Source organism: Noviherbaspirillum sp. (assembly GCF_036846085.1).
Taxonomy (GTDB): domain Bacteria; phylum Pseudomonadota; class Gammaproteobacteria; order Burkholderiales; family Burkholderiaceae_D; genus Noviherbaspirillum.
This window is the reverse complement of the sequence record NZ_DAIUCO010000060.1, coordinates 1-22,287: the sequence shown is the minus strand read 5'-3', so window position 1 is coordinate 22,287 and position 22,287 is coordinate 1. Positions and strand designations below refer to the sequence as shown.

20 protein-coding genes are annotated in these 22,287 nt (G+C 57.0%); 19 read left to right on the top strand and 1 reads right to left on the bottom strand.

Going from position 1 to position 22,287, the window contains the following annotated elements; all coding sequences use genetic code 11:
• Nucleotides 1-104 precede the first annotated feature (104 nt).
• The 9 genes from truA to purF all read left to right on the top strand — a co-directional run bounded on the left by truA (nucleotide 105) and on the right by purF (nucleotide 9,276).
• Nucleotides 105-896 (top strand): tRNA pseudouridine(38-40) synthase TruA, encoded by a 792-nt coding sequence (gene truA, locus V7080_RS09365; RefSeq protein WP_334188127.1) that lies wholly within the window; start codon nucleotides 105-107, stop codon nucleotides 894-896.
• 59 nt (nucleotides 897-955) lie between these two features.
• On the top strand, nucleotides 956-1,624 hold the full coding sequence (locus V7080_RS09360; protein ID WP_334188128.1) for a phosphoribosylanthranilate isomerase: 669 nt from the start codon (nucleotides 956-958) through the stop codon (nucleotides 1,622-1,624).
• A 16-nt stretch (nucleotides 1,625-1,640) separates the two neighbouring features.
• Nucleotides 1,641-2,909 (top strand): tryptophan synthase subunit beta, encoded by a 1,269-nt coding sequence (gene trpB / locus V7080_RS09355; RefSeq protein WP_334188126.1) that lies wholly within the window; start codon nucleotides 1,641-1,643, stop codon nucleotides 2,907-2,909.
• A 110-nt stretch (nucleotides 2,910-3,019) separates the two neighbouring features.
• A complete protein-coding gene (gene trpA / locus V7080_RS09350; RefSeq protein ID WP_334188125.1) occupies nucleotides 3,020-3,835 on the top strand; it encodes a tryptophan synthase subunit alpha in 816 nt (271 codons plus the stop codon).
• 101 nt (nucleotides 3,836-3,936) lie between these two features.
• Nucleotides 3,937-4,809, top strand: coding sequence for an acetyl-CoA carboxylase, carboxyltransferase subunit beta (gene accD / locus V7080_RS09345; RefSeq protein WP_334188124.1), 873 nt, complete (start codon nucleotides 3,937-3,939; stop codon nucleotides 4,807-4,809).
• Nucleotides 4,810-4,875: 66 nt separating this feature from the next.
• Complete coding sequence (gene folC, locus V7080_RS09340; RefSeq protein ID WP_334188123.1) at nucleotides 4,876-6,189, top strand: bifunctional tetrahydrofolate synthase/dihydrofolate synthase; 1,314 nt, start codon at nucleotides 4,876-4,878, stop codon at nucleotides 6,187-6,189.
• A 25-nt stretch (nucleotides 6,190-6,214) separates the two neighbouring features.
• A complete protein-coding gene (locus V7080_RS09335; protein ID WP_334188122.1) occupies nucleotides 6,215-7,051 on the top strand; it encodes an SPOR domain-containing protein in 837 nt (278 codons plus the stop codon).
• A 9-nt stretch (nucleotides 7,052-7,060) separates the two neighbouring features.
• The gene (locus V7080_RS09330) at nucleotides 7,061-7,549 is read left to right on the top strand and encodes a CvpA family protein (protein WP_334188121.1); all 489 of its coding nucleotides are present in this window, start codon (nucleotides 7,061-7,063) and stop codon (nucleotides 7,547-7,549) included.
• Between the two features lie 209 nt (nucleotides 7,550-7,758).
• Nucleotides 7,759-9,276, top strand: a complete 1,518-nt coding sequence (gene purF / locus V7080_RS09325) for an amidophosphoribosyltransferase (protein WP_334188120.1) — start codon at nucleotides 7,759-7,761, stop codon at nucleotides 9,274-9,276.
• A gap of 179 nt (nucleotides 9,277-9,455) precedes the next feature.
• Here the strand turns inward: purF and V7080_RS09320 are convergent, their stop codons facing one another.
• A complete protein-coding gene (locus tag V7080_RS09320) occupies nucleotides 9,456-12,671 on the bottom strand; it encodes an EAL domain-containing protein (protein ID WP_334188119.1) in 3,216 nt (1,071 codons plus the stop codon).
• 1,198 nt (nucleotides 12,672-13,869) lie between these two features.
• On the opposite strand from V7080_RS09320, the gene V7080_RS09315 reads away from it, so the two are divergent.
• The 10 genes from V7080_RS09315 to V7080_RS09270 form a co-directional block, all read left to right on the top strand.
• Nucleotides 13,870-15,111: a cystathionine gamma-synthase family protein gene (locus V7080_RS09315; protein ID WP_334188118.1), complete on the top strand. Its 1,242-nt coding sequence runs from the start codon at nucleotides 13,870-13,872 to the stop codon at nucleotides 15,109-15,111.
• 99 nt (nucleotides 15,112-15,210) lie between these two features.
• Complete coding sequence (locus V7080_RS09310) at nucleotides 15,211-16,932, top strand: GspE/PulE family protein (protein ID WP_334188117.1); 1,722 nt, start codon at nucleotides 15,211-15,213, stop codon at nucleotides 16,930-16,932.
• A 46-nt stretch (nucleotides 16,933-16,978) separates the two neighbouring features.
• Nucleotides 16,979-18,214, top strand: a complete 1,236-nt coding sequence (locus V7080_RS09305; protein ID WP_334188116.1) for a type II secretion system F family protein — start codon at nucleotides 16,979-16,981, stop codon at nucleotides 18,212-18,214.
• Complete coding sequence (locus V7080_RS09300) at nucleotides 18,211-18,741, top strand: type II secretion system protein (RefSeq protein ID WP_334188115.1); 531 nt, start codon at nucleotides 18,211-18,213, stop codon at nucleotides 18,739-18,741. The genes V7080_RS09305 and V7080_RS09300 overlap by 4 nt, the downstream gene beginning before the upstream one ends.
• 36 nt (nucleotides 18,742-18,777) lie before the next feature.
• Nucleotides 18,778-19,245, top strand: a complete 468-nt coding sequence (locus V7080_RS09295; protein WP_334188114.1) for a type II secretion system protein — start codon at nucleotides 18,778-18,780, stop codon at nucleotides 19,243-19,245.
• Nucleotides 19,246-19,471: 226 nt separating this feature from the next.
• Nucleotides 19,472-20,044, top strand: coding sequence for a pilus assembly FimT family protein (locus tag V7080_RS09290; protein WP_334188113.1), 573 nt, complete (start codon nucleotides 19,472-19,474; stop codon nucleotides 20,042-20,044).
• Nucleotides 20,031-20,594: a type IV pilus modification PilV family protein gene (locus V7080_RS09285; protein WP_334188112.1), complete on the top strand. Its 564-nt coding sequence runs from the start codon at nucleotides 20,031-20,033 to the stop codon at nucleotides 20,592-20,594. The genes V7080_RS09290 and V7080_RS09285 overlap by 14 nt, the downstream gene beginning before the upstream one ends.
• A gap of 1 nt (nucleotide 20,595) precedes the next feature.
• Nucleotides 20,596-21,507, top strand: a complete 912-nt coding sequence (locus V7080_RS09280; RefSeq protein WP_334188111.1) for a prepilin-type N-terminal cleavage/methylation domain-containing protein — start codon at nucleotides 20,596-20,598, stop codon at nucleotides 21,505-21,507.
• Complete coding sequence (locus V7080_RS09275) at nucleotides 21,504-22,001, top strand: pilus assembly PilX family protein (protein WP_334188110.1); 498 nt, start codon at nucleotides 21,504-21,506, stop codon at nucleotides 21,999-22,001. The genes V7080_RS09280 and V7080_RS09275 overlap by 4 nt, the downstream gene beginning before the upstream one ends.
• The coding region (locus tag V7080_RS09270) for a hypothetical protein (RefSeq protein ID WP_334188109.1) at nucleotides 21,998-22,287 on the top strand (290 nt) is incomplete at its 3' end. The genes V7080_RS09275 and V7080_RS09270, both read left to right, overlap by 4 nt.

Sequence of the window (22,287 nt, the reverse complement as noted above, 5' to 3'; positions counted from 1 at the left end):
GTCGCTGCTCCTCGAACTGGCCTGACGGTCAATTCCTTCAAACACGGGCGCAATTCGATTGCGCCCGTTTTGTTTTTTTAAATGCTTTTTATTGCGAGCCCGAATTGAAACGCATTGCGCTCGGAATTCAATATGACGGCACGTCGTGGCGCGGATGGCAAACCCAGCCGGACGGCAAAACAGTGCAGGACACGCTGGAAACCGCGCTGAAGAAGTTTTCGCTGGCCGATATTGCGACGACCTGTGCGGGTCGCACCGATGCGGGCGTGCATGCACTTGAACAGGTGGTGCATTTTGATACCGACCTGGATCGGGACATGTTCTCGTGGGTGCGAGGTGTGAATGCTTTTCTGCCTGCATCGATTGCGGTGCGCTGGGCCTGCGAGGTAGCGCGCGACGGGAATGAGCAGTTTCATGCGCGCTTCAGCGCCACGGCACGCACGTACCGTTACCTCCTTTACAACCATCCGGTAAGGTCCCCGCTACTCTCCGGAAAGGCAGGGTGGGTCTTTCGCCCGCTGACGGTCGAAACGATGCAGTCCGCTGCCACATACCTGATTGGCGTGCACGATTTCACCGCTTTCCGCGCGGCGGAGTGCCAGGCGAAGTCGCCCGTCAAGACAATGCACGAGATCCGGATCGAACGCCGTGGCGACCTGCTTGTTTTTACCTTGCGCGCCAACGCGTTTTTGCATCATATGGTACGCAACATCGTCGGATCACTCATTGTCGTGGGAAGCGGCAATAAGCAGCCGGAGTGGCTGAAAAGCGTGCTCGAAGGAAAGGACCGCAGCCGCGCGGCGCCGACTTTCATGCCGGATGGTCTCTACCTTGCCAGGATTGATTACGACCCGAAATGGAAACTTCCGCATGAGCCGTTGTTTCCGTTGCCTTGAACTGGCATGCGGGAAGCCTCCGGGAGATAATAGCGATCCTGATCCATCACGAAGTCACCATGAAGCGTACTCGTATCAAAATCTGCGGGTTGACGACGGCGGAGCATGTCGCCGCCGCAGTCGATGCCGGGGCGGATGCAATCGGTCTTGTGTTCTATCCGAAAAGCCCGCGCTACATCACGCCCGACGAAGCCGGCAGGATAATGACCGGTATTCCGCCATACATCACGATTGTCGGGCTCTTCGTAAACGCGTCCGTCGACGAGGTGAGCAAGGTGCTTGAAGCGGCACCGATTTCACTGCTACAGTTTCATGGTGACGAGTCGGTCGAACAATGTGCCGGGATCGCGGAAGCCGTCAACCGGCCGTTCGTGCGTGCGGTACGGGTGGGTGCGGATGCGACCGGCACCGATTTGCTAAAATGCGAGCAGGATTATCGTGCCGCCAGCATGCTGTTCAACGGACTGTTGCTTGATGCCCATGTCGATGGCTATGGCGGCGGTGGAAAGGTTTTCGATTGGTCTCTCATTCCAAAAGAGCTCGCGCCTCGGGTCGTTTTAAGTGGTGGCTTGAGCGCGCAAAACGCGATTGAAGCGATAGATCGCGTGCGCCCGTATGCCGTCGATGTCAGTAGTGGCGTCGAAGTGGCCAAGGGCATCAAGGATGCTGCCAGGATTCGCGCGTTCATCGACGCAGTTCGCAAGGCAGACGTGCTATCGGCTGAATGACAAGAAAGAGATCACCATGAAAGAACTGAATGCACTCGGAAACTATTCCGAGCGTCAACCCACGGCAACAGTTGCGGCTTATCAGGCCGCAGCCTACAACCTTCCCGACTCACGAGGGCATTTCGGTCCCTACGGCGGCACCTTCGTTTCCGAAACGTTGACCCATGCGCTAACGGAACTGAAGGAACGTTACGCCCATTTTCAGAACGATCCCGAATTCCTCGCCGAATTCGACAATGAACTCAAGCACTTCGTCGGACGACCCAGTCCGATCTACCATGCAAAACGCTGGTCCGAAATGGTTGGCGGTGCACAGATCTATTTCAAGCGTGAAGACCTCAACCATACCGGCGCACACAAGATCAATAATGTGATCGGCCAGGCATTGCTTGCCAGGCGCATGGGAAAACCACGCGTTATCGCCGAGACCGGCGCCGGCCAGCACGGTGTCGCAACCGCCACCATCTGCGCACGCTTCGGCCTCGAATGCGTCGTGTACATGGGGAGTGAGGACGTCAAGCGGCAGGTGCAGAATGTGTACCGGATGGAACTGCTTGGCGCTAAGGTCGTGCCGGTGGAGTCGGGGTCAAAGACGCTGAAAGATGCACTGAATGAAGCGATGCGCGACTGGGTCACGAATGTCGAAAACACGTTTTATATCATCGGCACCGTTGCCGGCCCGCATCCGTATCCGATGATGGTGCGCGATTTCCAGTCGGTGATCGGAAAGGAATGCCTGGTACAGATGCCGGAAATGACCGGACGCCAGCCTGACTACGTGGTTGCGTGTATCGGCGGCGGTTCGAACGCGATGGGCATCTTCTACCCCTATATCGATTACCGTGACGTTCAGCTGATTGGCGTGGAGGCCGCGGGAGAGGGCCTTGAGTCAGGCAAACACTCTGCGTCGCTGATTGCCGGTTCGCCGGGCGTACTGCATGGAAACCGCACCTATCTGCTGCAGGACGAAAACGGACAGGTCATCGAGACGCATTCGGTATCGGCCGGACTCGATTATCCCGGCGTGGGCCCGGAGCATTCATGGCTGAAGGATTCCAGCCGTGCGCAGTATGTGGCGGTAACCGACGAGGAAGCGCTGGAGGCGTTTCATCAATGCTGCCGTATTGAAGGCATCATTCCTGCCCTGGAATCGAGCCATGCATTGGCCTACGCTGCAAAATTCGCTGCCTCGCTGCCCAAAGACAAGATCATTCTGGCGAACCTGTCGGGGCGGGGAGACAAGGACATGCATACGGTCGCTGAACGGATGAAGAAGCGGTTCTAGTTCATTCGTTCATCGCATATAAATTCAACTATCCATTTCCTGGCGCTTGCAAGACGGCATTCGAAACGCCGGCTTGCGGCAGCGGGAACCGGAAACGAAAAATCGTCATTATGTCCAGAATCCAGCACACCTTATCCGTCCTAGCATCCCAAAACCGCAAGGGCCTGATTCCCTTCATCACCGCCGGCGATCCGGCGCCTGAGTTGACCGTCCCGCTGATGCACGCATTGGTCGCTGGTGGTGCCGACATCATCGAACTCGGCGTACCTTTCTCCGATCCCATGGCCGACGGTCCGGTCATCCAGCGCGCTTCGGAGCGCGCACTGGCAAATGGGGTCGGCCTGAAACAGGTCTTGCACATGGTGCGCGAGTTCCGGTCCCGCGATCAGTCCACTCCCGTGGTGTTGATGGGATACGCGAACCCGATCGAACGCATGGGAACCGCACCATTCATCACAGCGGCCAAGGAGGGCGGCGTGGACGGGGTGCTGGTGGTGGATTATCCGCCTGAAGAATGCGAAGATTTTGCCGCGATGATGCGGCAGCATGACCTCGATACGATTTTCCTGCTGGCACCGACATCCACCGACGAGCGCATTCGTCAGGTAGGCAAAATTGCAACGGGATATGTGTACTACGTGTCCCTGAAAGGCGTGACCGGCTCCGGTCATCTCGACCTCCAGGCAGTGGCCGACATGATTCCAAGAATCAAGAAGCATGTCAGCCTGCCCGTCGGTGTGGGGTTCGGCATCCGGGACGCGGCGACAGCCACCGCGATAGCGTCCGTATCCGATGCTGTTGTCATTGGCAGCCGGATTATCCAGGAGCTGGAGAATACGCCGCGCGACCAGGCAGTCCAGGCGGTTCAGAAATTCATCACGGAAATCCGGGGCGCGTTGGATGCACAACCCGCCAAAGCGGCTTAAATCGACAAGCTGAAAAGCGCATGTTCGCCAGATGCGGTTGCAGTTGGCGCGAATCGGGGCGAACGGTACAATTCGGCAAGCAAAAATGAAAAGAGGTCACAATGAGTTGGCTTGAAAAACTGCTTCCTCCGCGCATTCAGCGCTCCGATACGGCGACGCGCAAATCGGTACCGGAAGGTCTGTGGGTCAAATGCCCGTCCTGCGAGGCGGTTCTGTATAGAACCGACCTGGAATCGAATATCCATGTCTGCCCGAAATGCAACCACCACATGCGTATCCGCGCACGTGAAAGGCTGGATGCGTTGCTGGATGCAGGTGGCCGCTATGAAATCGGGCAGGAAGCGTTGCCGGTAGATTCCCTCAAGTTCAAGGACAGCAAGAAATATCCGGATCGCCTGAAGGACGCAATGGAAGCGACGGGTGAAACCGATGCGCTCATCGTCATGGGTGGTGCAATCATGACGCTGCCTGTCGTCGTCGCCTGTTTTGAATTCGAATTCATGGGCGGTTCGATGGGCTCTGTTGTCGGTGAGCGCTTTGCCCGAGGTGCGCAGATTGCACTGGAGCAAAAGGTCCCGTTCATCTGCATTACCGCCACCGGCGGCGCGCGCATGCAGGAAGGATTGCTCTCTTTGATGCAGATGGCGAAAACCACGTCGATGCTGACGAAGTTGTCGGAGAAGAAGCTGCCTTTCATCTCGGTGCTGACCGATCCGACCATGGGTGGCGTATCCGCATCCTTCGCCTTCATGGGCGATGTCGTCATCGCTGAACCGAAGGCGTTGATCGGTTTTGCCGGGCCGCGGGTGATCGAGAATACCGTGCGCGAGAAATTGCCGGAAGGATTCCAGCGCGCTGAGTTCCTGGTGCAAAAAGGCGCAGTCGACATGATCGTGGACCGTCGCAAGATGCGCGAGGAAATTGCCCGACTATTGGCGCTATTGCAGAATCAGCCGGCGGAAGTGCTCGCCTGAGCTGAAACACTCCACCAGAGCCCGGCCCATCGCAGGTCCGGGCTTTTTAATTTCGAGCCTCCTACCATGCAAGACGCCAAGCAACAACCTCCCGCCACACTCGCAGACTGGCTCGCAAAGCTGGAAACCATGCACCCGAAAGCGATCGACATGGGCCTGGAACGCGTTGCGCAGGTCCAGCGGCGACTGGGCATCGCCTTCGATTGCCCGGTGATTACCGTCGGCGGCACGAACGGCAAGGGCTCGACCTGCGCCATGCTGGAGTCCATCCTGCTGCAGGCCGGATACCGGGTCGGACTCTACACGTCGCCGCATCTCCTGGATTTCAACGAGCGGGCGCGAATCAACGGCGAACCTGCATCCGATGCTGCACTCATCAAGCAGTTCGAAGCCGTCGAGCGGAGCAGGGAGGGCGTGTCGCTCACCTATTTTGAGTTCACGACGCTGGCCATATTCGGGCTGTTCGCCGAATCCGGGCTCGATGCGGTAATTCTCGAGGTCGGTCTTGGCGGCCGCCTGGACGCCGTCAACGTGATCGATGCCGATGTGGCGATCGTTACCAGCGTCGACCTCGACCATACCGACTATCTTGGTGATACCCGCGAAAAAATCGGTTTTGAGAAGGCCGGCATATTCCGGTCCGGCCGTACCGCGATCTGCAGCGATCCGGTGCCGCCGCAGTCGCTGGTCCAGCATGCGCAGTCGATCGGTGCGGACCTGTGGTTGATCGGACGCGATTTCAACTACGCAGGCGACAAGCAGCAGTGGAATTATGGCGGACGGAACCAGCGGCGCAATGCGCTCGGATACCCGTCCCTGCGTGGCGCCAACCAGTTGCTCAACGCGTCTGCCGCCCTCGCCGCGCTCGAGTCGCTGCGGCACCGTCTGCCGGTCGGTGCGCAGGAAATACGCACCGGATTGGTCATGGTCGATCTTCCCGGCCGGTTCCAGGTCCTTGCGGGGCGACCGACGGTTATCCTGGATGTCGCACACAATCCACATGCCGCCGCCACGCTGGCGCAGAATCTCGACAACATGGCCTTCCATCCCTACACTTACGCGGTATTCGGTGCGATGCAGGACAAGGATATTGATGGCGTGATCGCCCAACTGAAAGAGCGTATTGACCATTGGTGCGTCACCGATCTGCCGCTGCCGCGTGCGGCAAGCGCCGCGCTGTTGCAGGAAAAACTATTGAATGCGGGCGTTACGCCCCAAGATCAGGCTGGTGCAGAGAGCTCGATTGAAGTATTTGCATCGCCCGCCGCAGCCTATGAGAACGCTCTGAGCCGAGCGGGTGAGAATGATAGAATTGCGGTCTTCGGATCTTTCCTCACGGTCGCTGGCGTCATGGAGTTCCGAAAATCGCAATCTCATTGAAGACCTCGTTGAAGACTTTAACCGCATGAGCTTGTTCTCGTTCCTCCGCAAAAACAAGCAAGAATCCGCCGCTGGCGACAGCAATTTTTATTCGCGTGCCGAAGACGAGACGCAGGCGCCGCGCACCCGCAAGCGCCGGCAGAACAAGGAAGGCAACCAGGCGGTCGATCCGGTTTTGCCGGAGAAGAAGCGTGCCAGGCGCCGTCTGATCGGAGCCGTCGCCCTGGTGATGGCCGCCGTGATAGGTGTGCCGATGCTGCTGGACGCCGAGCCGAAGCCGCTGGCAGACGATATTGCCATTCACATACCATCGAAGGACAAATCCGCGCTTGCCCAGGCGACCCGGCCCGCAACACCCGCGGGGGTCTCCACATCTGCATCGCTCGATCCCAAAGAGGAAGTCATCGACCCGCCGGCCGCGCCGGTGAAGGCCGAGGCGCCGGTCGCTGAAAAGCCGGCATCGGTCGGAAAGCCGTCAGTCTCCGAAAAGCCGCCTGCGACCCAGCTGGCGGCCAAGCCGGATGCCAAGGCCGAACAGAAAATTACCCCGAAAGTCGATGATTCCGCACGTGCAAGGGCACTTTTGGACGGCGGAACTGATCCTACCAAGGCAAACAACACCACCAAAAAGGATGGCAAGTTCGTCATCCAGGTTGCCGCGCTGGCATCGAAAGACAAAGTCGATGAGCTGCAATCGAAATTGAAGGGCGCCGGCATCAAGTCGTACACCCAGACGGTGGCGACCCAGTCGGGCGAGCGTATCCGTATTCGTGTCGGCCCGTTCGGCAACAAGGAAGAAGCGGACAAGGTCCGGGCGAAAATCGGCAAGCTCGGCCTGAGCGGCACATTGGTACCAGCCTGATCCGGTTCCGTGACGATTTTTGATTACCTGGTGGTGTTCGTGCTGGCTTGTTCAGTGATCATCAGCACCATGCGCGGACTGGTGAAGGAGATCCTGTCCTTGCTGAGTTGGGTCGTGTCGTTCGTTATTGCCAACGCCTATGGCGAGGACCTTGCGGCGCTCCTGCCGGACATGGTTCCTGGAGGAACATCGCGACTGATCATTGCATTCATTGCATTGTTCATCGGTGTGCGCATCCTGATGATGCTGCTCATGCTCGCGGTCGATGCGGTTATCAAGGCAAGCGGTTTGTCGCTCGCGGACCGCGGCCTCGGAGGCTTGTTCGGGTTGGGGCGTGGGATGATCATCGTGTTAGCCGCTGTGCTTATCTGCGGCATGACGGCGATACCGCAACAACCGTTCTGGAAAGACGCCTTGTTCAGTCCGCTGGCAGAGACCGCGGCCCGGACGATCAAGCCGTTCCTGCCGGGGGATTATGCGAGACATGTGCATTTTTAAGGGTGGCAGGACAGGGTGCCGTTTCGCATGAACCTGCCTTCAATAGACAAGACTGCGGCACAGGGGCGTACCTGGAAGACGCTGCGGAAATTCACAAGCCGGACGAGAGCATGCCTGCGCGCTTCGTTCGCACCGGATCAGCAAGAGGCAGACGTTCATGAAGCGTTTTGTCTCCCGTACAAATTGCATTTTTAGTTGAGGAGTCCACCATGTGTGGCATTGTTGGCGTTGTTTCCCACAGTCCCGTCAATCAGTTGATCTACGATGCGCTGCTGTTGCTGCAGCATCGGGGTCAGGATGCGGCGGGTATCGCAACCAATCACGGCGATGCGTTTTCGATGTACAAGGCCAACGGGCTGGTACGCGATGTTTTCCGTACCCGGAACATGCGCTCGCTGCCAGGCAACGCCGGTATCGGGCAAGTGCGTTATCCAACCGCAGGATCCTCCAGCGCGGAGGAGGCCCAGCCGTTTTATGTCAACGCGCCGTTCGGCATCATCCTGGCGCACAACGGTAACCTGACGAATTGGGAGCAGCTCAAGATCGAGCTGTTCAAGAATGACAGGCGCCATATCAACACCGCATCCGATTCGGAAGTTTTGCTCAACGTGCTGGCGCATGAGATCCAGCAGGCGACGACCGGATATTCGCTTGATCCATCGGCACTGTTCAAGGCCGTCACCGTATTGCACAAGCGTGTGCGCGGTTCGTACGCGGTCGTGGCGCAGATCGCCGGTTACGGCCTGCTCGCTTTCCGTGATCCGTTCGGCATCCGCCCGTTGTGCATTGGCTTCAACGATACCGAGCACGGCCCGGAATACATGGTCGCAAGCGAATCGGTCGCGCTGGAAGGCCTGGGTTTCCGTTTCCTGCGCGATGTGGTGCCGGGCGAGGCCATCTTCATCGACCTTGAAGGAAATCTCTACAACCAGCAGTGCGCAGACGATCCGGTGCTCAATCCGTGTGCATTCGAATTTGTCTATCTCGCACGGCCGGATTCGGTCATCGACGGTGCGTCGGTCTATGCGACACGCCTCAAGATGGGGGAATACCTCGCCGAAAAAATAAAGCGGCAATTTTCCGCCGGCGACATCGATGTCGTAATGCCGATCCCGGATTCATCCCGCCCGGCGGCGATGGAACTGGCGTTGAAACTGAACCTGAATTACCGCGAAGGTTTTATCAAGAACCGCTATATCGGTCGTACCTTCATCATGCCGGGGCAGGCGCACCGGCGCAAATCCGTGCGCCAGAAGCTGAACGCCATCAGCTCGGAGTTCAAGGGCAAGAGCGTGCTGCTGGTGGACGACTCGATCGTGCGCGGCACGACCAGCCGGGAGATCGTGCAGATGGCACGTGAAGCCGGTGCCAAGCGGGTGATATTTGCATCGGCCGCGCCGCCGGTGAAATTCCCCAACGTCTACGGCATCGACATGCCTACACGCAACGAGCTGATCGCCTATGGACGCACTGACGACGAGGTATGCCGCGAGATCACTGCGGACGCCCTGGTGTATCAGGATATCGATGCCTTGAAGCGTTCCATCTCGGATGCCAATCCCTTGCTGGACAGCTTCGAGGCATCCTGCTTCGACGGCATCTACGTAACCGGCGACGTATCGCGCGACTACCTCGATCGAATCGAGTTCGCGCGCAATAACCCGAAGCCGGAAACCGACGACGCGGTACGTTCGCAGCTCAACCTGAACCTGGCGCAGGTCGACTAAACGATCACGCCGTATTCGAAAAACCCGCCTTCGGCTCCGTCGCAGGCGGGTTTTTCTTTTGCCGACTGTTGAAAACGACTCTGCGGGCCAGTTTTCTTCCGCGGTGCCTTGCCTGCAACCCGTACCTGTGCGTCTTTCGATCGAACAGCGATCCGCTCGCTATGATGTTCGCCCGATCGCTAGTGCAAACGCCCCAACAGGTGGGCGAACTCCGAGGCGGGAAGGGGCTTGCTGAAGTAGTAGCCCTGCATTTCATCGCAATGATGGTCTCGCAGGAATGCGACCTGTTCCTCGGTTTCCACGCCTTCGGCGATCACTTTGAGGTTCAGGCTGTGGCCGAGGGAAATCACGGTGCTTGTAATGGCGGCGTCGTCGGCGTCGGTGGCGATATCGCGCACGAACGACTGATCGATCTTCAGGTGATGTAGCGGGAACCGCTTCAAATAGCTGAGGCTGGAGTAGCCGGTGCCGAAATCATCGATGGAAAGTTGCACGCCAAGGTTTTCAAGGTCCTTCAATTTGGTAATGAAATGGTCTGCGCTGTTCATGACCATGCTTTCGGTCAGTTCAAGCTCAAGATGGCAGGCCTGGAGATCCATACTCTCAAGCGCATGCGCAACCGATTCCACGAGGCCTTCTTCATTGAACTGTCGCGCCGACAGGTTGATCGATATGCTGATCTTCGGCAAGCCGGCATCCTGCCAAGCCTTGTTCTGTGCGCACGCCGTATGCAGTACCCAATCGCCGATCGGAACGATCAGGCCGATTTCTTCCGCCATCGGAATGAATCGCGTAGGTGATACCAGGCCCATATCGGGATGATTCCAGCGGATCAGGGCTTCCGCACCGATGATGCGGCAGGTGGCGGCGTCAACTTTCGGCTGATAGAACAGTTCGAATTCCTTGCGTTCCAGCGCACGGCGCAGCGCGCTTTCCAGTTCGGCGCGTTCCAGCGCCCGTATGCTCATATCCCGCGAATAGAACTGGAACGCATTGCCGTTCTCTTCCTTCGCCCGGTACATGGCGATATCTGCGTTGCGCAGCAACGCTTGAATGTCCTCGCCGTCGGTCGGATAGAGGGTTGCGCCGATGCTGACCGTGACAAAAAGCTCGTGGCCGCGGATGACGATGGGATCCGAGAACGCCTGAAAAATCTTGCGCGCAACGGCAGTAACGTCCTGCGGCTTGACGATGTCGGTCAGCAGCAGGATGAATTCATCGCCGCCCTGCCGCGCTACCGTGTCGCCTTGCCGGACTACCTTCCTCAGGCGATCCGCGATTTCAATCAGCAACGCGTCGCCAAGAGAATGACCGAAACTGTCGTTGACGCTTTTGAAGCGGTCAAGGTCGAGGAAGAGAAGTGCGACCAGCAAGCCGTTACGGCGTGCATGCGCCATTGCCTGGCTGATGCGGTCGGCAAGCAGATTGCGATTCGCAAGGCTGGTCAGCGCATCATGGTCGGCCAGGTATTCGATGCGGGCTTCATATATCTTGCGTTCACTGATGTCGATGGCGATACCGTCAAAGCGGATGACGTCGCCGGCTTCGTTGCGTACTGCACGCGCCCGCTCCTCGATCCAGCGTAGTTGTCCATCGGGTTTTATGATCCGGTATTCTTCGGTAAAACTGCCTTTTTCGGCCAGGGTGGCATGGGCATGGCGGACGGCGGGGCGATCATCCGGGTGAACCGCCTCGAACCACAGGTCCTTGTTGTCGTAGAACGCGTCGGTCGGTCTTCCGTAGATATCCTCAACGATCGCATTCAGGTAGATGAATCCGCTTTCATTGACCGACCAGACGACGTTGTCGATCGAGCTGAGGATGCCGGACAATTTTTCTTCGGTCGCCCGGAGTGCACGTTCCGCTTCTTCCCGTGCCGCCTTGGTGCGCAGGCTGACGACACCATACGAAATGTCATCCGCGAGTTCTTCCAGCATCGCCGTCTGCCCGCTATCGAATGCATTTGGTATGGCTTCATGAATGGTCAGGACACCGAATATCCGTGCGCCTTCCCGCAACGGCAGCGACACCGCCACTTCGTGTTCGCCGGATGTGATCGTTTGTCCGTCGGCATCGATATCGTCGACGCCCGCCTGCGCCATCGGAATCAAACGATTGCCGTCATCGCTGAGATAGCCGATCCGGGCGAGGCGATAGCCGCCCGCGTCAACTACGGCGCGACACATATCCTGCAGCAGCGAATCTTCGTCGGTCGCATGCACCATCACATGGTTGCACTCTGCCATGACGGTGCGGGCGCGCAATGTGCGGCGAAGTGCGTCTTGTGCCCGCTTTCGGTCGTCCACTTCCTGCTTGAGCAGAATGTGCTGCCTCTGGATTTCGTTGTACAACACCAGGTTGTCGTACACCACTGCGAGCTGAGAGGCGACAGTCGCTGCAGCACGCTCATCGATCTCGCTGAATTCCATGCCGCTACGCTTGTTCGCGAGATACAGCCATCCAAAAACTTTGTGGCGATTTGCAATCGGCACGCCCAGGAAGCTGTGTACTGGCGGATGAAAGGAAGGCAAGCCGATGGATTCCGGCTGCCCATTTACCTGACCGAGCCTTTGCACTGATCGGCCCAGCAACTCGCCAAGCACGCCAGCATCCGGCCTGGTGTCCCGCAATCGCGCTTGTATCGAATGGTCCACGCCACGCATGACGTAATGGTCGATACGGACAAGATCGTCATCGACAATGCCGATCGCCGCGTACTGTGCCTCGCATATCTCCTGCACGACGCGGCAACTGATTGCGAGCAGATTGTCCGGATTGCGCTCGGACGCGAGTTCGATACCAAGGTCGATCAGTGAGGTTAGCCTTAGGCTGACAGCTTGCAAGCTGGTGAGGGCATTGGAGAGTCGTTGCACGATGATCTGCAGATTTTCAATGCCGGCTTCCGGCGGCATGTCGTGGCTGTTTGACCGCAACGACAAATGCGGGACGGCTTCCGATTTGACGCTGTGACCGTTCAGTCGTGCACTAATCGGGAGCAGATGGGGAATGATTTCTGCGCTGTTCGAGGTGAGTCCCAAAGCCTCGGAAACGGTGTTGAGGATGATCATCGGGTCGGATGGCTTTGGAAGAATCCAGCGTATACCTGTTTCGGCGGCAATGGACGCGGCGTCGTGTTCACGGTATGCAGCGGTGTAGAAGATGACAGGGGTTTGTGCCATGCCTGATACGGACCGAAGGAGGGTCACGAATTCATGACCGTTCATGTTTGGCATCAGTACATCGGCGATGACCAGATCCGGCCGCTCGGCATCAGCCAGTATCAATGCTTCCCCGCCGCTGGCGGCTTCGAGAAGATGATGGCCGCCATAGGCCAGTAACACTGTGAGAAACTGCCGATTCAATACATGATCATCAACGATCAGAATCGTTGCCATCTGCACTCCTCATATCTTGTTCTGCACGATCGCGAGCGGCTTGGACAATGCCGGAATGGCGATATGGGCCGCACCTTCAATTGGGCGCTGCACTCTGGTCTCGGACGAGGCAAGTGGCTTTTTGAAGGCTCCTCGTACATAACGGGTGACGACCAGGTAATGGGGTCGATTTTCTGCTGAGGCGTGAGCCGGGGCCGGTACTCCAAGGTCTGGACGTCAATAAGGCTTCAAGCCGCGTATTGGCATGAAAAAGCCCGTTTTGAATTGCTCCGTCCGGAACCCGAGCGCGTAGCGACAAACCCTTTGGGCTTGTCGGGAGCAGGTACATCCCGACAGGTTCCTTGAGCAACTTCTGATTCTCGTTAAGCAACTCAGGCATGGCGAAGTACCGTCCCGGCCTGGATGATTGGAGAGTTGATAAGTCGCTCCCTACAGGTCTTCTTTTACTGCAAAGGATGTAATGAAGTCTGCCGTCCTTGTGGTGAGGCGCGCCGCCTGATATCCCTGTGAAAACCGGTGATCCATCTTTTCTTCGCCATATTGGTTCGTATCGTGACGAACCAGCGGCAAAAACGTTCCGCATTGCTAGCCTTTCCTCGCCTGAAGACTTATCAGAGACGAGCATCGAATGGAATGAATTTCCTATGGTTTCGGCCTTGTGTTAGCCGAATGGGGTTCTGCCAATTTGCTTCAGTATTCTTTCGTTGTGCTCAAATCTAAGAAAATATGTAGACCTAACGCCTCGTAAAACACGCCGTGTTCCGCAAAATGAGTACGTTGCTTGTCATTGGCAAAACTAGTCTCATCAGCGTCAGAATGCTATCTATCGCTGTGAAAGCGTGCAGGAAATGTAAAACGGTAGGGAAACAACCGAGCTTTGATTAGGATCACTTCGTGAAAGATAAGTGCAAAGAATCTAAGGCATCTTCCCGGTGGCGAAGTTTCGCTTATCCACCGCGATTTCCTTCAATCACCCGGAAAACCGAGGCGTATTGGAGACGGTGGCGGTATCCAATCCAGGATGAGGTCGTAAAGTTCGAATTTTGTTTTCGATCGGATTTGCGATAGCATTGGACTCTGCGCCGATTTGCTTTCTGCTTGCGGGCGCATGGGCACCATGTCCTAAACAAATGCCGCTAAATGGGATCGAATTCCGTCAACCCGTTTCTAGCGCATGCGAAACGGGTTTTTTATTGCTATGAACGACATCAAAAAATACGGCTTCACAACCACCATTCTGCATAGTGACCGGCAAAAGCCGATCGAACATGGGTCATTGCATAAACCCATCCATACATCCGTGGCGTACGGCTACAAGGACGCACGAGAACTGGCTGCCGTATTCCAGGGCAGGCAGCCGGGCTATCGTTACGGACGGCAGGGAAATCCGACCGTCTCGGCCCTTGAAGACAAGATCACGAAAATGGAACAGGGGCTTGCCACTATCTGTTTCTCCACCGGCATGGCAGCCATTGGCGCACTCGTTCAAGCGCTCTTGCGCAGCGGCGATCATGTCGTTTCATCGGCTTTTCTTTTCGGCAATACCAACAGCCTCTGGCAGACAGTGAGCGGGCAGGGGGTCGGCGTTTCCTTCGTTGATGCCACAGACGTCGCCAATGTAGAAGCAGCGCTTTTGCCGTCCACAAGGATCGTATTCGTCGAAACGATCGCCAATCCACGCACCCAGGTTGCCGATCTGAAGCGGATCGGCCAGCTTTGCCGCGACAGGGGCATTCTGTTCGTGGTGGACAACACGATGACCTCTCCTTATCTGTTTCGCCCGAAGATGGTGGGTGCGGGACTGGTCGTGAACGCATTGACCAAATCCATAGCCGGCCACGGCATCGCGCTCGGCGGCAGTCTGACCGATACCGGCCTGTACGATTGGAGCAAGTTTCCCAACATCTTTGACACCTACAAACGCTATACACAACCTCAATGGGGCATGGCACAGATTCGTGCCAAGGCGTTGAGGGACTTCGGCGGGTCTCTTGGCCCTGAGGCGGCGCACCATATCGCCGTCGGTGCGGAAACCATGGCTTTGCGGATGGAGCGTGAATGCGCCAATGCGATGGCGCTGGCCCGGATGTTGGGAGCCGACCCGCGCGTCGCCACGGTTCACTATCCAGGCCTGCCATCGCATCCGCAGCATGCGATTGCCACCGATCTTTTCAGCGCGTACGGCAGCCTCTTCAGCTTTGAACTGGCAGACGGCATCGATTGCTTTGATTACCTGAATCGCCTTCGGCTCGGGGTGCCCGCAAGTAACCTCGGCGACACGCGGACGCTGGTGATCCCGGTCGCGCATACGATCTTCTATGAAATGGGCGCTGAACGCCGGGCGAGTATGGGTATTGCCGAATCGCTAATTCGCGTTTCGGTCGGCATCGAGGACACGGCTGATTTGGTCGAGGACTTCCGCCAGGCGTTGGACGGCTAGCAATCTGTTGCAACTAAATTTCCCAATAAAAACAATTCACTAAGGAAAATAAATTCTGGCTAAAATAGGCGCGTAATTTCCCATTGGTAAGGAGCGCTTATGCCAAGGCCGGAAAAAATCCGCCTGGGTGAGATATTGGTACAGCAGAAGCTGCTTTCGGAAGAGCAGCTTCAATTCTCGCTTGGTGAACAGAAGCGTACCGGGCGCAAGCTGGGGCGGGTATTCATCGAGAACGGCTTTGTCACCGAGGATGAAATCTCCGGCGCGCTCGCCAAGCAGCTAAACATTCCGTACATCAATCTCAAGTTCTACAACCTCGTCCCGAATATCGTGCGTCTCCTGCCCGAGACCCAGGCACGTCGTTTTCGCGCCATCGTTCTGGAGGATCGCGGTGGATCGCTGCTGATCGGCATGGCGGACCCGACCGATCTTTTTGCCTATGACGAGATAGCCAGATCGACAAGGCGCATGATCGAATTGGCGGTCGTCAATGAAGGCGAGCTACTGCAGACGATCGACCGGATATACCGGCGCACGGACGAAATCACCGACTTCGCGCGGGAACTGGAACAGGATCTCGGTGACAGCTACGTGGACTTCGGGTCGCTCGGCGGCGCGCCGGGGATCGAGGAAGCGCCGGTCGTCAAGCTGCTGCAGTCGGTATTCGATGATGCAACCCAGATTCGCGCGTCCGATATCCATATCGAACCGCAGGAATCCCGTCTCCACATCCGCTTTCGCATCGACGGCGTTTTGCACCTGCAAACCGAAGCGGACATCAAGATTGCCGCTGCGCTGGCATTGCGGCTCAAGCTCATGTCGGGCCTGGATATTTCCGAAAAGCGCCTTCCCCAGGATGGACGGTTTGCCATCAAGGTGAAGCAGCAGCAGGTAGACGTGCGTATCTCCACCATGCCCACCCAATACGGCGAATCGGTGGTCATGCGACTGCTCAACCAGGGTGGCGGCACATTGAAGCTGGATTCTATCGGCATGCCGCCGGCCATGCTGCGGCGGTTCCGTTCAATCCTGCAAAGGCCAAACGGTCTGGTGCTTGTGACCGGACCGACGGGTAGCGGCAAGACAACGACGCTGTATGGCGCGTTGGCTGAGCTGAATTCCATGGAACGCAAGCTCATTACAGTCGAAGACCCGGTCGAATACCGGCTGCCCGGCATCACGCAGGTGCAGGTCAATGAAAAAATCGACCTGACCTTTTCGACCGTGCTCCGCTCCGCATTGCGGCAGGATCCCGATGTGGTGCTGGTCGGCGAGATGCGCGACCATGAAACGGCGCAGATCGGCATGCGTGCCGCGTTGACCGGTCACCTCGTTCTGTCCACGCTGCATACCAACGACGCCATGAGCACGCCCATTCGTCTGCTGGACATGGGCGTGCCGCCGTACATGGTCGCGACCTCTTTGCAGGCTGTGCTTGCGCAACGGCTGGTGCGGCTGATTTGCGAAAGCTGCGCGGAGCCGTATTTGCTCAAGCCGGGTGAGCGGCAATGGCTGTCGGCCGACCTCGGTGATACGGTATCCACGCACCAATATCTTCACGGAAGAGGATGCTCGCACTGCAATGGCACCGGCTACCGGGGCCGTACCGGCGTATATGAAATGCTGGAAATGACCGACGCGGTAACCAATGCCGCCAACCATTACGATCAGGATCATTTCATCAAGGTCGCCAAGGCACAGATGGGCTCGCATACGCTGCGTCGACATGCGATCGAGCTAGTGGCAAAAGGAAAAACCACGCTTGCGGAAGCAATGCGAATCAGCCATCAGGCGGAAGACGATGTCCTGCACCAAGCATAAGCCGGCCTGCCGTCCATGAACTACTGTACCTGCCACGGGATCTGACGTGCCGTTCTTTTCTTACAAAGCCCGAAATGCGCGCGGCGAACTATTGCAAGGCATCCTGGAAGGTGCTGATAGCAGCGCGGTGGCAGACCAGTTGTTCAATACCGGTATCACGCCAATAGAAATTACTGTTACCACCAAGTCGGTGAAGGACAGCACTGAGACATTCTGGGCGAAACTGACGGAAAGAAAGGTGCAGGCGATCGATGTGCAGCTGTTCAGTCGTCAGCTGTACACCTTGCTCAAGGCCGGGGTGCCCATCATGAGAGCCTTGGCCGGACTGCAGGAGTCGGCGATTAACCAGGCGTTCGGACGGGTGATCAAGGATTTGCGTGAATCACTCGATGCAGGCCGGGAGTTGTCTGCTGCGATGCGAAGGCACCCAACAGTATTTTCTTCCTTCTACACCAGCATGGTTCGTGTAGGCGAAATGACTGGCCGCCTGGAGGAAGTTTTTCTGCGCCTGTTTGACTACATGGAATTCGATCGGGAGATGCGGGAGCGGATACGGACTGCGCTGCGGTATCCGATATTCGTTGTCGTGACAATGGCAGTCGCGATCGCAATCATCAATATTTTCGTCATTCCGGCATTCGCAAAAGTCTATGCCGGATTCAAAGCCGAACTGCCGGCCATGACCAAGGTGCTGATTGCAACCTCGAATTTCACAGTGCAGTATTGGTCGCTGATCCTCGTTGTCATCCTCGGTGCTGGGGTCGCATTCAAGATGTACACCGGTACACCCAACGGCAGATACCAATGGGACCGCGTCAAACTGCGTATTCCGATCGCCGGACAGATTATTCTCAAAGGCACGCTTGCCCGCTTCGCCCGCAGTTTCGCACTGTCGAGCAGGAGCGGCGTTCCCATCGTTCAGGCGTTGAGTGTAGTCGCCCAGACTGTTGATAACAGCTACATTGGCTCGCGGGTGGAGCAGATGCGCGACGGTGTAGAGCGCGGCGAAAGCATCTTGCGCACCGCAGTGACGACAGGCGTGTTCACCCCCGTAGTACTGCAAATGGTCGCGGTTGGCGAAGAGACGGGTGAGCTTGATGAACTGATGGACGAAATTGCGCAGATGTACGAGCGCGAAGTTGAATACGAGCTGAAAACCCTGTCGGCCAGGATTGAGCCGATCCTGGTCGTGTTCCTTGGTGTCCTGGTGTTGATCCTGGCACTCGGCGTATTCCTGCCGATCTGGGATCTCGGGCGTGTCACTTTGACAAAAGGATCATGAGCGATTCCCATACTGCCGTTTGGAGAGCCCGGGGATTCACCCTCATCGAACTGTCAGTAGTTGTCTGCGTCGTTGCATTACTTGCAACAGCTTTGCTGAATCGGATTAATTTTTACCAGGAGCAGGCGGAAAAAGCCGCTATGGAGCATACGGTCGGCGTGCTGCGTAGCGCATTGCACCTGCAAATGGCGTCGCTGTTGGCAAAATCCAAGGAAAGCGAACTTCCGGCGCTTGTAAGACAAAATCCCATGAAATGGTTAGCAGAAAAGCCACCTAATTATGTGGGCGAATATTTTGCGCCAAAACCACAAGACATAGAAATCGGGAATTGGTATTTTGACTTGCATACGAGAAACCTAATATACTTGCCTCGCAACAACACCTTTCTAGATACTGAGCAAAGCGGACTGAAGCAAGTCAGTTTCCAAGTGAGATTGGTCCCTGCTTCAGAAGAAGGGGACGCGGAGGATGGGAGCAGGATTGTAGGTGTAACTCTGGATCCAGTTGTTTCTTACAAGTGGTTCTGACAAGCGATGAAATTCTATTTGATTTAAGGGGGCAAAATGAGAAACACAAACGTAAGAAGCCAGCAATCCGGTTTTACATTGATTGAATTGGTTGTCGTGATCGTGATCCTGGGAATTCTGGCGGCAACGGCTATTCCTCGTTTTACCGGCATGTCCGCAGATGCGCGTTACGCTGCTGCGAAAGGTCTGTATGGAGCGGTGCAGTCGGCTGCTGCAATCGCACACGCACAGGCGTTGGTTAAGAACGTAACAACTGGACAGATAACAATGGAAGGCCAGGTTGTAGAAATAGTGAACGGTTATCCTGCAACTGCGCCAGGCGGCATTGACAAAGCACTTGCAAGCATTCAGGGTTTTACCTACACATCAGGCGCATTCGCGCAGGACAGTGCGACAACGCCGGCAAGCTGCGGCGTCACTTATGCTCAGCCTGCGGCTGCCAACGGATCGCCAACCATCACGCTGGTTCCAACTGACGCCAACTTCGCGACGAACTGCAACTAACTAGTCTTCATTCATAAAGCGGGCCCAAGTTTGGAAACAAGCTGGGCCCCTTTTACTTTCATCCGTACCAGTTGCCCGCTTTGATAGAAATATTGAGATGGAAAAGAGGCCGTCGCCGCCCAAGATAAAAATCTTGCGCCGGCGTTGTTGTCCTTTTCCAGTCCGTAGCGAACATCGTCGATGACACGATCTGACTGCGACAGATAACCGGTTCCCTAATATGGCAATGCGACGATTGAACGTGCAATACAATGCGCCTGCCAGGTTGCAGGGGGGATTCACGTTGGTCGAGCTGGTTTCCGTCCTGATCATCATGGGCATTCTCGCCGCGGTGGCAATGCCGCGCTTCTTCCAAAAACAAACCTTCGACGTGCGCGCCTTTGCCGATCAGGCGCAATCAGTGATGCGATACGCACAGAAGCTCGCGATCGCCCAGAACCGTGATGTGCATGTGCGCCTGAATGGGAACAGCATTGCATTTTGTTTTACTGCATTTGCGCCAGACGGAACGTGCGCCAGCGAGGTTCCGGCGCCGCTGAACCTAAATAGCGGCAGCGCCGATACACGTGCCAGATGTGGCAACAGTACAACCTGGTTGTGTGAAGCAATTCCGGGCGACATAACCTACACCATAGTGCCATCCGTCCCGGGATTTCTCTTTAATGCGCTCGGCAAACCATTCAACCTCGCCGATACACCGCCGGACTCAAGCTTTGCAACGATCACGATGTCGTTTTCCGGCGGCGGGCTGAGCCAAAATATCGTCGTCGAACGAGAGACGGGATATGTCCATCCGTAACGCCTTCGGCCGTGTGCCGTCCCAGCGTGGGCTCACCATGATCGAGCTGGTGATGTTCATCGTGATCATCAGCGTTGCGGTCATCGGCATCCTGCAAGTGATGGCGACAACCACCGGCCGCAGCGCTGATCCGCAGGTCCGCAAGCAGGCGCTGGCGGTGGCGGAAGCCTTGCTGGAAGAAGTCTTGCTGATGCGATTTACGGCATGCGATCCCGACGGGATCAGCCCTCTGGCGCCCTGTGCTTTGCTGGAGGCGATCGGTCCGGAACCGGGAGAGACGCGCGGCAGCACCACCCAACCCTTCGACAACGTCAATGACTACCATGGTTTCACGCTTGCCGGCGGCGGCACGGCAATGGGCAACGCAGCGAACGTTGTCGTGCCGTCAGGCTATTCCGCATCTGTCAGTGTGGCCCCCGAACCGGGCTTCGGACCGGCCGGGCAGCAAGTTCCGCAGGCATCCGTACTGCGGGTAACCGTCAATGTGACCTACAGCGGCGGGACTGTCTCGCTGCAGGGTTATCGCACCCTTTTGCCCTTTATCCCATGAGATGAAGCCTATTACGCTCACCCGCAATTACGAACGGGGCTTCTCCCTCGCCGAAGCCGTCATCGTGATCGTCATCACCGGGATCATTTTTGCCGTTGTCGCGATGTTCATCCGGCTGCCGGTGCAGGGCTATGTTCAAAGCGAGGCGCGGGCAGAGCTGACCGATATCGCGGATACGGCCTTGCGCCGCATGTCGCGCGACCTGCGCCTCGCGCTGCCGAATAGCGTCCGGGTGACGAACGTCGGTACCCGGCAGTACGTCGAGTTTCTGCTGACAAAAACCGGCGCGCGATATCTGGCGGAAGAAGATAGTCCGGCAGCGGGGCTACCCTACCTGAAATTTTCACCGCCGGTGAACTGTGTGATTAACCCGGCGGACTGCCGATTTACGGTGGTCGGCCCGTTACCCGCCGGTCAACAAGCGATACGCCAGAATGATTTCATCGTCGTGTACAACCTTAGTGCGGTGGGAATGGCACCTGCGAACGCCTACGATTGCACTGGTCCTTGCAACAGAGCGACTGTTGCGTCCGATCCTGCCGGAGGGATTATCACCCTGACGAGCAACCCCTTTGCTGCACAACCGGCTCCGGGATTCCGTTCCCCTGGTCGCCACTTCCATGTAGTGACGACACCAGTGACCTACGAATGTGATCCCGCAACACGCAAGCTTACGCGCTACTGGAACTATCCGATCGTTCGGACGCAGCCGAGTTCGGCGGACTCAGCCGAACTCGGTGGCGCCATGAATGCATTGCTCGCAACCGATGTGAATAGTTGCGCGTTTTCCTATACCAATATTGCGAATCAGCGGAACGGCCTGATAGGAATAGCGTTGACTCTGGGTTCGCCGCTTAGTGATGTCGGTACGGTGAGCCTGTTCAGCCAGGTACACGTGGACAACATGCCATGAAACCGCTCAATCAAACTCATGCAAAACCAACTCCAGTCAAATATTGCGCGCCGCAGCGCGGGTTCAGCATCGTTGCGGCTATATTCCTGCTCGTTGTGTTGTCGGGATTGGGTGCGGCGATGGTTCGGTTTTCCACTATTCAGCACACCAGCGCGGCGATGGACGAGCAAGGGATGCGCGCCTATCAGGCAGCGCGCGCCGGCATAGAGTGGGGTTTGCATCTGTCACTGAATGACACCGCCACTAGCGCCTGTTTTCCCGAGGTGTCCTTCAATCCGCCTGCGCCGCAATTAAATGAGTTCAGGACAACCGTCACGTGCCAAAGCGTGCAATACGCAGGTGCGAATCCGCAGATAATCGTTAGACGAATTACGTCCTTCGCCTGCAATCGCCCTACGGGCGGTGCTACCGGTACATGCAATGGTCCCGCGGTAGGCGGGCAGGACTATGTGCGACGTGATTTGCAAGCTGTTTTTCAGATGAGCCCCAGATGAAAAGAACCGACGCGACTGTGATAGCAGTGAAACGCTTCGCCCCTCTGCTGGCAGTGGCCACCGCGCTGCTATGGAGTTCCTGTGCCTACGCCGCAACCCAGACGCGCAGTCCCACAATCTGCGTAAACGCCACCGGCATCGGGGCTGACGCATGGAGCAATGCGGGTAGCGCGCTTGCGAGCGACAACAACCGGGCCACTGTTGCCGTCAACGACAACGAGGTCAGCAACTATCTGGGATGCGTTGGCTATAACTTCAATATTCCCGCAGGCGCAACCATCACCGG